Source organism: Corallococcus sp. AB038B (genome assembly GCF_003668955.1).
Lineage (GTDB): Bacteria > Myxococcota > Myxococcia > Myxococcales > Myxococcaceae > Corallococcus > Corallococcus exiguus.
Genome location: NZ_RAWO01000001.1, coordinates 1,685,572 through 1,700,824 on the forward strand (window position 1 = coordinate 1,685,572; position 15,253 = coordinate 1,700,824).

The 15,253-nt window shown below is 66.2% G+C and carries 9 protein-coding genes; 4 read left to right on the top strand and 5 right to left on the bottom strand.

Annotated features, from left to right (window positions below; all coding sequences use genetic code 11):
* The first annotated feature begins 346 nt into the window (after positions 1 to 346).
* Positions 347 to 6,562, top strand: coding sequence for an Ig-like domain-containing protein (locus D7Y04_RS07055; protein WP_121758707.1), 6,216 nt, complete (start codon positions 347 to 349; stop codon positions 6,560 to 6,562).
* 381 nt (positions 6,563 to 6,943) lie between these two features.
* Positions 6,944 to 7,867: a LysR family transcriptional regulator gene (locus tag D7Y04_RS07060; RefSeq protein WP_158620686.1), complete on the top strand. Its 924-nt coding sequence runs from the start codon at positions 6,944 to 6,946 to the stop codon at positions 7,865 to 7,867.
* Positions 7,868 to 7,873: 6 nt separating this feature from the next.
* Here D7Y04_RS07060 and D7Y04_RS46715 read toward each other — a convergent pair whose 3' ends face one another.
* The 5 genes from D7Y04_RS46715 to D7Y04_RS07105 form a co-directional block, all read right to left on the bottom strand.
* Positions 7,874 to 8,044, bottom strand: a complete 171-nt coding sequence (locus D7Y04_RS46715; RefSeq protein ID WP_120558383.1) for a GMC oxidoreductase — start codon at positions 8,042 to 8,044, stop codon at positions 7,874 to 7,876.
* A gap of 105 nt (positions 8,045 to 8,149) precedes the next feature.
* Positions 8,150 to 9,949 carry an amidohydrolase gene (locus D7Y04_RS07070; protein ID WP_120596499.1) on the bottom strand — a complete coding sequence of 600 codons (1,800 nt, stop codon included), beginning with the start codon at positions 9,947 to 9,949 and terminating at the stop codon, positions 8,150 to 8,152.
* A gap of 1,033 nt (positions 9,950 to 10,982) precedes the next feature.
* Positions 10,983 to 11,582, bottom strand: coding sequence for a hypothetical protein (locus D7Y04_RS07090; RefSeq protein ID WP_147477056.1), 600 nt, complete (start codon positions 11,580 to 11,582; stop codon positions 10,983 to 10,985).
* Between the two features lie 427 nt (positions 11,583 to 12,009).
* On the bottom strand, positions 12,010 to 12,909 hold the full coding sequence (locus tag D7Y04_RS07100) for a hypothetical protein (RefSeq protein WP_121758710.1): 900 nt from the start codon (positions 12,907 to 12,909) through the stop codon (positions 12,010 to 12,012).
* Between the two features lie 279 nt (positions 12,910 to 13,188).
* Positions 13,189 to 13,671 (bottom strand): STAS/SEC14 domain-containing protein, encoded by a 483-nt coding sequence (locus tag D7Y04_RS07105; protein WP_120596504.1) that lies wholly within the window; start codon positions 13,669 to 13,671, stop codon positions 13,189 to 13,191.
* A gap of 332 nt (positions 13,672 to 14,003) precedes the next feature.
* Here D7Y04_RS07105 and D7Y04_RS07110 point away from each other — a divergent pair, with 332 nt between their 5' ends.
* Entirely contained in the window at positions 14,004 to 14,540 is a 537-nt protein-coding gene (locus tag D7Y04_RS07110) for a hypothetical protein (protein ID WP_121758711.1), read from the top strand.
* Positions 14,541 to 14,693: 153 nt separating this feature from the next.
* Positions 14,694 to 15,188 carry a hypothetical protein gene (locus tag D7Y04_RS07115; protein WP_121758712.1) on the top strand — a complete coding sequence of 165 codons (495 nt, stop codon included), beginning with the start codon at positions 14,694 to 14,696 and terminating at the stop codon, positions 15,186 to 15,188.
* Positions 15,189 to 15,253 lie beyond the last annotated feature (65 nt).

Below are 15,253 nucleotides of genomic sequence, written 5' to 3' on the forward strand. Positions count from 1 at the left end.
AAGAGCGTCTTGCATTCGACGCTGAATCGCCCGCCGGACCCGAACTCGAAGCGACGGCGGCGGAGGAACGCAGCCGGCGGCATCCCCCGGGCCGCGATGAACGCAGCGCGAAGCGAGCGCTCCGGCTCATACGGCGCCGGATCCGGTCATCGGGCATGCAATTGCATTCATGGCGCGCAGCCTGGATTGCCTTGAATGTCGGATGCGTTTGATGGCGTTTGCCTCATCGATACGCGACACGTGCCGTGACTCCATGAATCCGCGTTGACGCCCCGCCGCATGGGCCCCACCCAGCGCGTCGCATCCGGAGTGCGATCCATTTCGCGTTCGTCGCTCAATTTAGAATATGCGGATTTTTTCAGTGCTGGTGGCCGCCAGCCTCACGTTGTTGGCTTGTGACTCGAAGACCTCTTCCGGCACGGCGGAGGCCGACTCCCCGGTGCGCGCGAGCCCGGGCGGCAAGGCGTTCGTCGCCGGCACCCGGTTGCTGAAGACCGAGAAGGCCTTCCCCGGGCGGTACATCGTCGTCCTCGAGGACAAGGCCTCGCCGGCCGCGCTCCAGGCGCCGACGCAGCGCGTGGCGTCCGTGGCCTCCGAAGTGGCATCGCTCCACGGGGCGAAGGTCGGGCACGTGTACTCGCACGCCCTCCCGGGTTTCGTCGCGACGATGACCGAGGCCGACGCACGGCGGCTCAGTCTGGACCCGCGCGTGCGCTACGTCGAAGAGGACGGGATGATCAGGGCCGCCAGCACGCAGCAGTCTCCTCCGTGGAACCTGGATCGGATCGATCAGCACGACCTGCCGCTGGACCAGGGCTATTCCTACAGCCGGACGGGCAGCGGGGTGCATGTCTACGTGCTCGACACGGGCATCTGGACGCCCCATACCGAGTTCGAGGGGCGCGCCCGCTTCGAATACGACGTCGCCAGCTACAGCTGGAACCAGGGCAACCCGGACTGCAATGGCCACGGCACCCACGTGGCGGGAATCATCGGCGGCAAGACCTACGGCGTCGCCAAGGGGGTGAAGCTCCACGCGGTGCGCGTGCTCGGCTGTGACGGCGCGGGTTACGTGTCCGATGCCATCCTGGGCATCGAGTGGGTGACGGCCAATCACATCAAGCCGGCGGTGGCCAACCTGAGCCTGACGGCCTATGCCGACACGCAAGCCCTGGAGGATGCGATCACCCGCTCCATCAACGCGGGCATCCCCTACGTCGTGGCCGCGGGCGACACCGAAGGCGGCCCCTTCAACTTCGGCGCGGATGCGTGCTTCCGTTCTCCCGGGAGGCTTCCGGCGGCGATCACCGTCAGCGCGACCAACGGCACGGACCAACGGTTCTCGTATGCCAATTACGGGAGCTGCGTGGACCTCTTCGCGCCGGGGGCGCAGATCACCTCGGCCTGGCCGGGCGCAACGGGCACCTATGGTCATTACAGCGACACCCTGCTGACCAGCGGCAGCTCCATGGCCGCCGCCCATGTGGCGGGCGCGGTCGCGCTCTACCTGGAAGCCAACCCCACCGCCACGCCCGAGGAGGTCGCAAACAGGCTCATCAGCCGCGTGACGCCGGACAAGGTCTCCGGCACCGAGGGCGCGCCGAACCGGCTGCTGTACACCCCGTGCTCGGTGCTGGAGGCGACCCAGGCACCGCAGGTGGCCCTGACCGCACCGGCGGCCGGAGCGGCGCTGAGCGGCACGGTGACGCTCACGGCCAACGCCACGGATGACGTGGGCGTCACGAAGGTCGAGTTCTACGCGGGCACGCACCTGCTGGGCACGGTCACCTCGCCCCCCTACGCGCTGGCCTGGGACACCACTGCCGCCAGCAGCGGCCCCACCACGCTCACCGCCAGGGCGTACGACGACGGCTGCGGCTGGACGCAGAGCGCGCCCGTGGACGTGGCGGTGCAGAACGCGGGCAACGCAGCCTTCGACGCGCAGTGGCAGGTGCCCGCTTGTGCGAGCGTGAGCAGCCGGTGTGACTCGGTGTGGCTGCTCGAGGGGAGGGGAGCGCTCGGCGCCGAGCCGCATGCCCCGAATACCCTGACGGGCAGCTGCGCGGATGGAACGGACCGGCCGGATCTCCCCAGCCCCGCGCTGCAGCGGCTCGCTGTCTTCCGGGACGCGGGGGATGCGCTCGCGGAGGGCAAGCGGGTGACGATCCAGGCGACGGTCCGGGCCAGCCACCAGTACGGGCAGGAATCCCTGGATGTCTACACCGCGGCCGACGCGAACAACCCCGTCTGGACCTACCTCACGACCCTCTCTCCCGGCGGTTATCGAGACCGGATCCTCTCGACCCAGTTCCTCCTCCCTCCGGGCGGCCTGCAGGCCATTCGCGGGGTGTACCGCACCGGAGGAAGTGCCCAGGCGTGCAACCCGGACTCCCGCTCCGACCACGATGATCTGGTCTTCGCGGTGGGACAGGAGTCGGACCCCTCCGCGCCCACAGTGGCCATCACCTCGCCCACGGCGGGCGCGGCGGTGGAGAACACCATCACCGTCGGGGTGGCGGCGAGCGACAACTTCGGCGTGGCGCGCGTCGAGCTGTACGACGGCGCGACCCTCGCCGACATCGCCACCCGTCCTCCCTTCTCCCTGACGTGGTACACGAAGGGATTGCCCAACGGCGTCCATCGCCTCACGGCGCGCGCCTACGATGCGGCGGGCCTCAGCACCACGTCGGACCCCGTGGACGTCATCGTCAACAACGACATTGTCCCGCCGCAGGTGTCCTTCCTCTCTCCCGCGGAGGGCGCGGCCGTGAGCGGGGATGTCCACCTGACCGCCAATGCCAGTGATGACCGGGGCGGGAACGTGCGTGTCGAGTATTACTATCTGCTCCCGCCCTCCAACTATCGCCTCATCGGCGGCAGCTCGACGGCGCCCTACGATGTGACCTGGAGCGCCCGCTATTTCACGAACGGTTCCTGGGCGCTCTATGTGAAGGCCTATGACACCGCGGGCAACGCCTCCATGGTGGGGCCGCTGAACGTGGTGTTGGACAACGACAACACACCTCCGACGGTGGCCCTCGTCTCGCCGGCCTCCGGCGCGAACGTGAGCGGCACGGTCGCCCTCCAGGTCTCCGTGAATGACAACCGGCAGATGGGGAAGGTGAATTTCTTTGTCGATGGAAAACTGCTCGGCACCCGTCTTTCGGCTCCCTATGAGCTGACGTGGGACTCGACGTTCCAGGCCAATGGCAGCCACACGCTGATGGCCACGGCCATGGATGCCGCGGGCAATGGCGCGACGAGCGCCGCCGTCACCGTGATGGTGAGCAATACGGGCGCCGCGGCGTACGATGCGACCCTGAAGGTCCCGGTCTGCACCACGCCGTCGGCCTACTGCGACTCGGTCACGCTGCTCGCGAACAGGGGCTCTGCCTCCGAGGCCCACACGCCCAACACCCTGGATGGATGCGCCGACGGCACCGCGGCCTTCTATCAGGGCACCTCGACAGCCATCGATCGGATCCGCGTGTATCGGCCGGATGGGACGAACCTGGCGGCCGGAAAGCGGGTCCGGATCGATGTCACCGTCAATGCCCTCAGCCCGAACCGTGAGGGGGTGGATCTCTACTACACGAGTGACGCGACCCACCCCTCATGGACGTACCTGACCACACTCGTGCAGGGCGGCTATGGCCAGCAGACCGTCTCCACGGAGTACCGGCTGCCCTCCGGAAGCGTGCAGGCCGTGCGCGCGAGCTACTGGTTCAGCACGCACACCCAAGGCCCGTGCAGCGTCGGCAATAACAATGACGATGACCACGATGACCTGGTCTTCACGCTCGCCGACGAGCCGGACACCACGCCGCCCTCCGCGCAGCTCACCTCTCCGGCTGGGGGCACTGTCCTGACAGGGATGGCCACGGCCACGGCCAGCGCGGGTGATGACTACGACGTGGCGCGCGTGGACTTCTACGAGGGGACGACCCTGCTGGGCACCGATGACACGCCGCCGTACAGCGTGAGCTGGAACAGCTGGAGCACGCCCAATGGCAGCCGCTCGCTGACGGCGGTGGCCCGGGACGCCGCGGGGAACGCGGGCCCCTCGAGCCCCGTGGTGGTGACGGTGAACAACGACCACGCTTCAATCCTCACGACGATCACCAGCCCCTCGGACGGGGCGACGCTGGTGGGAACGGTGACGATCTCCGCCACGGTCGGCAACCCGAGCAAGGTGGCGCGGGTCGAGCTCTACGCGGGCACGCGCCTGCTCGGCACCGATTCCACGTCTCCCTACGCCTTCAGTTGGAACACCCTCGCCGAGCCCACCGGCCCGTACACCCTGACCACCCGCGCGTACGATGCGTCAGGCAACGTGGAGGTGTCCGCGCCGGTGAACGTGACCGTCGTGCGTGACAACATTCCGCCCACGGTGGCCATCACCTCGCCCTCGGCGGGTGCCACGGTCCGCTCGACCGTGCAGGTCCAGGCCACCGCCACCGATGACACGCAGATTCTCCGGGTCGAGCTCTACGTGGACGGTGCGTTGATGGGAACGGACTCCTCCTCGCCCTACGCGATCTCCTGGAATCCGAGCTCGATGGCCAATGGCAGCCACACGCTGACGGTCAAGGCATATGACTCGTATGGCAACGTGGGGACCTCGCCCGCGGTGGTGGTGACGGTGGCCCGCGACGTCACCGCGCCCACGGTCTCGGTGAGCTCCCCGGCGGAGGGCACCACCGTCAGCTCCTATGCCCTCTTCGCGGCGAACGCCGCCGATGATGATGTCATCTCCAGGGTGGATTACTTCCTCGATGGACAGTTGCTGGGGGCGGGTGGCAACAGCTCACCCTACGGCCGTACCTGGGACAGCCGGAGTGTCGCCAACGGCGCCCACACGCTGATGGCCAAGGCCTACGACGGCGCCGGCAACGTAGGCGTATCGGCCACGCGCTCCTTCATCGTGGACAATGACCTCACGCCTCCGACGGTGGCCCTCATTTCGCCCTCGCAGGGGACGAGCCTGGCGGGACGGGTCTCCATCCAGGTGAGTGCGAGCGACGACCATGGCGTGCGCGGGGTCGATCTCTATGTCGATGGCATTCAGGCCGTGTCCAGCTACTCGCCGCCCTTCGCCATGACCTGGGACAGCCACTCGGTGCGCAATGGCAGCCATACCCTCACCGTGAAGGCCTATGACGCGGCGAACAACCTCACCACGAGCGCCCCGGTCACGGTGAGCGTGGCCCAGCCGGGGACCGCCGTGTACGACGCCACCCGCAAGGTCCCCGCGTGCGCCCAGGTCTCCAGTGTCTGTGATTCCGAGTCGCTCCTGCAGGGCCGCGGTGTGGTCTCCCAGTTCCCAGAGCTCCACCCGCCCAACACGCTCGATGGCTGTGCCGATGGAGCGGGGGGCTCATACCCGTCCGGGCGGGTCGGCTGGATCGCGGTCTCCGGCGTGAATGGGGCTTCCCTGGTGGAAGGCAAGCGCGTCCGGCTCGAGGTCGGGGCCCTGGTCGACAACAGCTACTCCGATGCGCTCGCCCTCTACTACGCGAGCGATGCCGCCGCCCCCGTGTGGACGTACCTGACCACGCTCCGGGCGAGCGCGAGTGGCTCGCAGGTCCTCTCGACGGAGTACGTGTTGCCCACGGGAAGCGTGCAGGCGGTTCGCGCCAGCTACCTGTCTGGCGGCAGCACCGCCTCGGCCTGCAGCACCGGCACCTATGATGATCATGACGACCTGATGTTCGCGGTCGGTCCGCCGGAGTCGGACGTGACGCCCCCGACGGCGGTGCTCACTGCTCCAGCCAGCAATGCCGAGCTGCTCGGCACGGTGACGGTGACGGCCACGGCGCAGGACGACACCGGTGTGACGAAGGTCGAGTTCTATGACGGCGCGACGCTGCTGGGGATGGACACCACGGCGCCCTACAGCGTGAGCTGGAATACCGCGAGCGTGGCGGCGGGCTCTCATACGCTCACGGCGAAGGCCTACGACGGCGCTGGCTTCACGGGGACCTCCGTGGCGGTCCCGGTGATCGTCGACAACACCCTTCCCACGGTGTCATTCACCGCGCCCGTGGCCACCTACGTTCGGGGGAGCGTGCAGCTGACGGCCAGCGCCAGCGACAACCGGGCCGTCGCGAGGGTCGAGTTCCATGACGGCTCGGTACTGATCGGCACCGCGACCACCGCGCCGTACTCCATGAATTGGGACACGGTGGGGATGGCCAATGGCAGTCATACGCTCTACGCCAGGGCCTATGATGCCGTCGGGAACGTCAAGGTTGATTCGCGCAACGTCACTGTGGACAACGCCGCTCCGGCCGTGGCCATCACCTCTCCGGCGAATGGGGCGACGCTGTTGTCTCTGTTCCTGAGCACCACCATCCAGGCCAGCGCGAGCGACAACGCCGGTGTGACCCAGGTGGTGTTCTACGATGGCGGCACGGTGCTCGGCACGGACACCAGCGCGCCCTACAGCGTGAGCTGGAACCTCCTGAGCGCGGCCAAGGGCAAACACACGCTGACGGCCAGGGCCACCGACGTGACGGGCAATGTCACCACGTCCGCGGCGATCTCCGTGACGGTACAATAGCGGGGAGCAAGGCTGCTTCAGGATTGCTGGGCTTCTCGGGATGGAGGCGGCGGGAATCGAGCCCGCCGCTCTGAGCTTCTGGCGAGAGCGCTCCGTCTGGGTCGAGCGCAGGTCCCATAGGACTTCCAGGCACGGCATTTTGAGAGCGGGCTTGGCGAAGTTCCGTGGGTGCCCACCGGTAGCGTGTGCCCTGGCGAGGTGTGGCTGGGGAGGGACTGGTGAAGGAGCGCGGGTGGGAGTATCGGCGCAGGCGGCCGGAGGGGACGGTGCTGTATGAGGCGGTGAGGGATAACCTCGCCACGCTGCTGGCGGAGGCAGGCGAGCTGGGGCGCGGACTGCCCCTTAGGTGCCGCTAGCATGCCTTTTGGTTATGCTGCGATCATGGAACTCAGACACGTGAGGTATTTCGCGGCGGTTGCCGAGCAGCTCAGCGTGACCCGCGCGGCGCAACTGCTTCATGTTTCTCAACCTGCGCTCAGTCGGCAAATCCGCGACTTGGAGGAGGAGCTCGGAGTCGATCTCCTCGAGCGATATCCCAATTCCATCGCTCTGACGGAAGCGGGCAAGGTGTTTCTCGCCGAATGCAAGGCCATCCTCCGTCGGGTCGAAGACGCCGTCGAGAAGGTGCGACGGAAATCGCCTTCGCATCGGTCCATCCTGAGGATCGGATTCGCCGCCACGCCGGCCGTGGAAATCCTGAAGCAAGCGATGCGGGTTTTCCACAAGCAGCATCCATCGATCCAGATCGAGCTAAAAGACCTGTCGAGCAACGGGATCGTCCGCGGCGTGAGGGATCTGAAGCTGGATCTCGGAATCACCATCGGCGTCGCCCCCCAGTCATTCGAGGGGCTGGCGATGAAAGAGCTCGGAAGCTACGGCGTCACCGTGGCTTTCCCCAAAGAGCACCGTTTCGCGAAGCTGAAGCAAGTGCCGTTGGCCGAAGTCGCGAAGGAAGGGCTGATCACCTTCACGAAGAGCGAGCACCCGGAGGCTCATTCGGCGATCCGGAAGATCCTCTCCGGGTTCACCGAGGAGCCGAACATCGTGATGGAGTGCGACGGGATCTCCAGTCTCTTCGCGGCCGTCGAGTCCGGCAAAGGCGTCGCGATCGGCTTCGAGACGATGGCTAAGCTCGCGGGCAGCCGGCTCAACTTCCGTCCGGTGCTGCCGTCCCCGCCCAGGCTGCCCGTCGTGGTGATCTACGATCAAGCCAAGCTGTCCTCGGCAGGGAACGACTTCCTGGCCATCCTGGCCGCCGTGAAGCTGAAGTCGCTTCGTCCGGCGGCGGGTCTGCTCATCGTCTGACGCCTCTCATCGGAACAGCTCGTGGGCGAGCTTCTCGGCCAACATGATCGTGGTCAGATTGGTAGGAACCGACGGGATCGCCGGAATGATCGACGAATCGATGACCCGTAGGCCTTCCACGGCCCGAACCTGTCCCCATCGATCCACGACCGGGGTCGGATCGCTCTCCGCGCCCATCGGCGGGCCAGGACGGCCCCCGCCGACCCAGCGCCCACGATGATCACGTCCGCTCCGGCGGCTCCATGCGCTCTGTTCACGCTTTGGCCCATGGGTTTCAGCTCGTCATTTCGCGCCATAGTAGCCGCCGAAGTACTTGATCGGGGACCACGTCGGGATGATCTTCGGCAGTTCCGGAGCGAGTTTGCTGTATTTGCCCGCACCGAACACGACCTTCCCGTCCACGACGGTCATCACGGAAGTGATATGCTGGATCTCCTCTTCCGGCACCGAGAAGTAGTCGGTGCTCAGCAGCGCGAAGTCCGCTAGGTTGCCCGGCGCGATCCTCCCGCTCTCGTTCTCGGTCTTGGTGAACCACGCGGCACCCAAAGTATAGAGTTTGAGCGCCTCTTCCCGGCTCAGGCGGTTGTCCTTGGCCAGGATCTCCGAGCCCGACACCGACTTGCCGGTGACCATCCACTGGATAGCCACCCACGGGTTGTAAGAAGAAGCCCTGAATCCGTCGGTGGTCATGGCCAGCGGGATCCCGCTGTCGACGAGCTGACGCAAGCGAGGCGTCTGCAGGGCCACCTCGCGGCCGTGGGTCTTGATGAAGCCGTCTCCGTGGAGCGCCATCTTGTCGTCCAGCGCGATTCCGCCGCCCAGTTTCTTGATCCTTTCGATGTTTTTCGGGCTGATCGTTTCGGCGTGCTCGATGCTCCACCGCAGGCCGTCGAAAGGCGTTTTCTTGTTCAGCGCTTCCAGAGCATCCAGGAATGGAGAGATGTTCTCGTCGTAGCTGATATGCATCCGGAACGGGCTTCGCCGCTTCACCAGCTTGCCCACGTCCTCTTCGACGGTCTTTCGCATGAATTCCCGATCGATCACCACAGCCTGCCGGTCGAAGTTCTCATGGTCGTGGAGTTGGGCGTTCAGCACTTCTCCGTTGGTTTGGTATTCGTGACCATGCGCCAGGGTCGGGTGCGTGTTGTCCCCGGGGCTGGTCGGAGACTTCTTGGTGATGGCATCGATCTCGGCGTCCACCATCGAAGCGCCGGGCTCGACGAGCTGGAGATCCATGAAAGGGAAACGAACGTTCAAACGCTGATCCCTGATCAGGGCTTCGATGGGCTTGTGCCCTTCCGGGTAGGGGATGATGCTGCCGGACTCCAGCGCCGATACCACTCCGAACCGGTTCAAGTCGTTGATCGCGTAGGCGAGCGAGTTCACCTTCTCCGCGAAGGAAGGCAACGGGACCACCGCTTCGAGCGCCACGAAGGTCCAGGTGAACCCTCGCACGACGCCGGTGTACTTGCCTTGCATGTCTTTCTCGAATTCCGTGCCGGGCGGCATCTGGAGCTTGGGGGTTCCCACGCCGATCTCCTTCATCGCCAGCTCGTTCAAGAACGCCTGGTTGTAGGCGTATTGAACGATGTACGGCCGGTCAGGTACCGCGGCGTTCAGCTCCTCCAAGGTCGGGAACCGGTTCTCCTTGAACTGATACGGCGACCAACCCCCGATCACCTTGACCCATTGGCCCTTGGGCGTTCTTTTGGCCTGTTCCTTCAACATCTCGAGGGCGCGGCTCAAGGTGGGAACCCCGTCCCACCTCACGTTGTAGTTGTAGTTGTTCTCATTCAGCACGTGGACGTGGGCATCATTGATGCCCGGGATCAGGCGATGCCCCTCCGCATCGATCAGTTTGGTTTTGCTGTTCTTGAGGGCGAGGATCTCGGCGTCGTCGCCCACTGCGTAGATCCGCCCTCTTTTGATCGCGACCGCGGAAGCCGCCGGCTGCGCTAGGTGCTGAGTGGTGATCTTCGCGTTGAAAACGATCAGATCGGCCCCGGGACGAAGCTCGTCTCCACGCGCATGGAGGCCGACGAGCAACAGGTGCGAGAGAGCCAGGAGTCGGAGTGCAGACATGGGGTCCTTTTTCACGGCAGTGGGTTGCATTGGGAGGCCAGCAGAGGGCCAAGTGATCTGCCTTGGGTGAGAGTCTCGTACGGAAGAAAACCCCGGAACAATACTTGCTCGTAGGGACTAGCATGCCTATCGGGCATGCCGCGTGGGGACTGCCCTGGTCCGAGAACCGCGCCTGAATGTCTGCCTCGGTTCAGAGCTGTTCAGCCGCAGCGAGCGCGGGTCGAAGTTGGTCAACCCCACCGAAGTCCAGACGCCGTTCACGATCATCGTCTTGACGTGGTACATGGCCGGCTCCCTCAAGCGGGGGCAGAACTCCCTCAAGCGGGGACAGAGCCGAAGCCGGAAGAGGCAAGTGAGCCGCCTTTAGCAGCGACGAGGCAGGAGCCGACCCAAGAGCGCACGCCGCGGCTTACTTGGGCCGGGTTGCTGCGCAGGAGCTTCGCGCTGGACGTGTTCGCCTGCGGCAGGTGTGGAGGCAGGCGCCGGGTGCTGGCGTATCTGACGGCTCCCGGTGGGGTGCGTGCCATCCTGAAGCACCTGGGACTGCCCACGCTTCCTGGGAGACTGGCTCCAGCACGGGGGCCACCCCAGAACGCGTGGTGTTGAGTCTGCAGCAGCAGTGGCCCGTCGCCTGCCGCCTCCTCATCCTTCTTATGCGCTCCGGATTTGGTCCAAATTTGGTCCTACAAGAACCGATTTGGTCCCGAAATATAAGCCCCGCTCTCTTCTTCAGAGGGAACTCGCTTGAGAGCGGCGGGTTGCTCGGCGTGGAAGCGGCGGCAATCGAACCCGCATCAAGGCGGAAGCAAAACCCCAAGCAGGTCGCGCTGTTACCGGCTATCGCCTTGATCTCACAGCAGGGGCGGAGCCGGGGCTGGAGGAGGAGAGTCCTGCCTTTGCCGCGACGGTGGAGGCGCCGATGAAGGAGCGCACACCCCGTTTGGACTGGGCGGGGCTGCTGAAAAGGACGTTCGCCCTGGACTGCCGAGAGGTCATCATCCTCCGTGCTCTTCGGCGAGAGTCCTGAGAGGGATTAGCGAATCCATGATGACGGAGACGAGAGAGCCGGCAGCCCGTAGTCCACCCGGAATGCCTGTGCGACCAGCGTCGCGTGCGCGGCCTGCCACTCGGGTGATCCTGGCTCGAATTGCTCGGAGGCCAGGTGCTCGCGAATCCGGACCACGGCCTCGGAGCAGTCTTGCGCCTCTACAAGCCGGCCCATCTCGAAAATGAGCTCGTGAACCTCGCGCCACTCGAAAGCAGGGTGAATGGTGGTCCGGCGCAACTGCAGTTCGCGGCCGTGCAGCGCCAGAGCGTGAATGTAGCCGTCCCCTAGCAACATCCCTCCCGAAAACTGCACGGGGGCATGCATGTCAGAGTACAGGACGCGAAGCCTTCCCTCCGGCTCGACCCGCGCGCTCAGGCCGAGGAGCAGAGGCCCTCTTCCAGCCTGGACGAGCAGTTGCTCCTTGTACGGTAACGCGAGATGGAGTCGCTCGAGGAAGAGTGCATCCTCCGAGACCCGATAGAAACAGGCAAAGCCCCGGCGATCAGGCGTCGCTGCGGACCGCGGCTTCAAGCCATGCTTTTGCGGCACGAACAACCCAGTGCCTTGAGCGATGGCGAGGCTCAACGTCCGCCCGCGATACCAGACGCAATCACCAGCAAGTACCGGCTCAGCTACTCCCACGCGGTCCTCCTACAGGACGCCGTGCCGTGGCCCGACGGCGTCTTCGTCCCGCGGCTCCAGGTTCTCTGAGCGCACCGGTCTGGGGCCATGCTCTCTCTGGTCGCGGTCTCCATGCAATGTGGCCAGTGTTTCTGATCAGAACTCCGGCGGAAGGCCTGTTCTCCTTCCGATGCCCCCGGCCGGTGGACAGGCCGCTTGATCCCCTCCGTTGCCGCGACAGTGGAGGAGCCGAGGAAGGAGCGCACACTCCGTTTGGACTGGGCGGGGCTGCTGAAAAGGACGTTCGCCCTGGATGTGGATGGCGGACTCCTCTTGAAACGCGTCCGTTCTCCGCGAGCGGCCCGCGCCCCGGACCGTGCCAGTGAGGGAATCAGCGCAGGTCCTTCGTGAGTATCCAGGCATCCTCGGCGGGTACGTGGACCTCTCTCAGGCGGGAGGGCTCCTCCCGCTCGAACGGACTGCGTTCATGGACACTCAGGATGAAGGGTGGCAGCCGCACCCGCCGCGCCGGGCCGTGGAGGGGGAGCACCACTTCGTCCGCGCCCGCGGCCATGTGCGCCGCCGCTTCCATGCCCGCCCGCGCGAGGTCGTCCTCCGCCAGGTCCCAGATGGCCTCGCGCACCCGGGCGAAGAGCAGCCCCGTCTCCGTCACCATGCCGTCGCTCAGCGCGCGCAGCACCCTGTCCGCCCAGCGCGCGAGCCGGAGCTCCGAGTACGCCTCCGGCGACAGCCATGCTGGCGGTCCTTCGCCGAGCGGCTGGGGCGGGGGCGTGCTCCAGATGCTCGTCCAGGCCTGGCGCGGCGCGGCTCCACCGATGAGATGGACCCACAGCATGGACGAATGCCGGCTGTAGCCGGCCAACCAATACGCATGCCCGTGGGCCGTGAGGACGCCGCGGGCCCTCTCGTCCAGGGGCGTCAGCCGCGCGCGCTCCATGATGCGCAGGTCCTCGAGCTTGCCCTCCCCCATGTAGTAAGCCCATTCCATTTCAACGAGCCTGGCATGCTCCTCTGCCGGGTTCTTGATGCCCGCCTCCTTGCGCACTTCGAGCGGAAGTGCGCGCGCGTCGACCAGGGCGACCTCGTTCTTCCATTCATCCAGCGGCTGGAATTCAGGGAAGCCCGCGTCGGGGCCGATCAGCACGTGCGGCATCTTGCCGAAGGAAAGTCTCCGCGCTTCGCGCATGCCGATGACGCCGGGCACAGCGAGGCGGGTCTCCACGAGACGGAAGGGACGGATGACGGGCTCCTCGCGATGACGTTTCGTCATTCTACGAGAATCCCTCCTGACGACTGACCGTTCACGAGCCCGCGAAAGTCCTGACCGACAGCGCGAATGGAGCCGATTGAATCGACAGGGTTGGGCGCCCCGGAGCAAACTGTTGGTGCCGGGGAGCTTCGACCCGCTCGACGAGGCGAAGACGCTGGACGTGGCGCGGGAGGGCGCGGACTTGAAGGTGACGTGGCGCGCGCCCCTCCGTCGCTGCCGGCGTGAGAGTTGCGCCTGTTGCCAGCGTCCTCCGGACAGGCGGACGCCGGACGCCAGGTGTCACGCCTCCTGAGGCTGCAGCGCGTGGGCGATGTCCACGAGACGCTGGAACTCGGCGTCGCTCATCTTCAGGTGCCGGGCCGCGGCCTCCAGGTCCTCCGGAGGGAAGGCGCGCATGGCCTTGGGGGTGAACCAGTTGAAGAGGGTGACGATGCCGCGCACCAGCGGCGAGCGAGTGAGCACGGCCGTGGGCGGAATGGCGGCGCCCTTCACCTTTGCGCCCCGGTCGAGCGACTGCTGGCGCTGGGCGGCGTTCGGGCCATGCCCCTCCGCCACCACGAGCTGTGCGCTCATGGTGGTGATGTTCTGGCCGACGAGGTCGCAGTAGTGGCCCCACTCGTCCTGCGCGGGCGGCAGTGCGTTGTGCGCCAGGACCAGCACCTTGCCCACCATGGCCACGCCCAGCGTGCGGCCCTTGAAGGCGCCAACGACATCCGGTGCGTCGAGCGCCGCCGGACCTCCGTGCTCGGAAGAAGTAGTCATTGGGGCCATGCTCTCCCGGGGGTAGGGGCTGCCGCAACCCACGGCACTCCCGGTATGGCCGGAGGTGGGATGTCCAGCCTCGACAACATCTACGTCGCGAAGCTGAGCCCCTCGGGCTTTGAGACAGGCTCGCCGCCTGCACCGCCCCAGCGTCGCGCGCGACAGGGACAGGATTTGTTTGACGTGCAGGTCGTCCTCGAACATCTCCGTCAGCGAGGGATGTTCAAATCCTCTCACTCGCACGCCTTCCCAGGGTGACGGTCCTGGCAATGCCTGTCACTCTCGCACGGCCCCTCACGGGGCACCTTCATCCTTGACTCAAGGAGTGTGGCGTGCGTCTGGCAATCATCGCGGGACTGCTGTCGGTCGGTCTGTTCGCGGGCTGTGGCAGCGTGGACATGGAGTCGCGGGACGTGGAATCCCAGATACTGACGCCGTGTGAGCGGGAATGCCTGGCGGCCTATCGGACCTGTAGCTATCAGGCGACGACGCCCGAGGCGCTGCAGTTCTGCCGCGACGAGAGCAACTCCTGCGCCGCAGCTTGCTTCCCCTACCGGGCGCCCGCAGCGGAGGTGACGGCCCGGTCGCAGCGGGCCTGCGAGCGAGCCTGCTTCATCCAGTATGACGAATGCTTCAATCAGTCGACGTCGCCCGAGCAGGACGCGGCCTGCGAGGCGCAGAGCAACGTCTGCTACGCCAGGTGCCAACCCTCGGTGGCCAGCCCGGTGCAGGCCATGCGCCCGCCGCCGTGCGAGTACGCGTGCGACCTCGCCTACACCTACTGCCTGCGCAACTCCCCGACGCCGGCCCAGTGCGCGCCGGAGCGCGAGGACTGCTACAGCACCTGTCCCAGTCCGGCGGCGCGGTAAGGGTCCCTCGACCGGGGGCCGCCGGGTTCAGCGGCGGTCCCCGGGCTTCGGTTGCTCGGTGAGGCGCACCACGCCCGCCACCGAGCCGCCCAGGATGCCCGTGTTGACGTCTTCGTCGATCTTGATGTCGTCCGGATCGTCCCCGCGGGCCCCGTGGCTCAGTTCCGCAAGGTGACGCTGTGGCTGTCGCCGCCCTATCCCAACGAGGAGCCGAGGGCGACGTACCCTCTTTCCGAGTTGAAGAGCGTCGAGTTCTCAAACGTCTTCATCTTCGAGAAGGAATCCAAGCGGATGCCCGTGTTCGTGCTCCACGAGCTCAGCCACGCCTATGATGACCAGGTGCTCGGCTGGGAGCACGCCGGCCTCGCGGCTGTCTATGAGCGCGCGATGGCAAGCAAGAGCTACGACTGCGTGGATCGCTCGCGTAGGCCCGGGCGGCCCCACACGTTCGAGCGTGCCTATGCCACGACGGACGTGGGGGAGTACTTCGCGGAGAACTCGGAGGCGCTCTTCGGCCGCAACGACTTCTATCTCTTCACATGTGAAGAGCTGGGCAAGCCCGACCCGGGCCTGCTCGCGCTGCTCCAGCAGGTGTGGGAGGTGCCCACGACCACGACACCCACCCCGCCCACGGCATCCACCTCCTGAAGTGGAGGATTCGCCGTGAGCCAGGAGCGGCAGGAGGTTCTCGTCGGCGCCATCGAGGCGGGCGG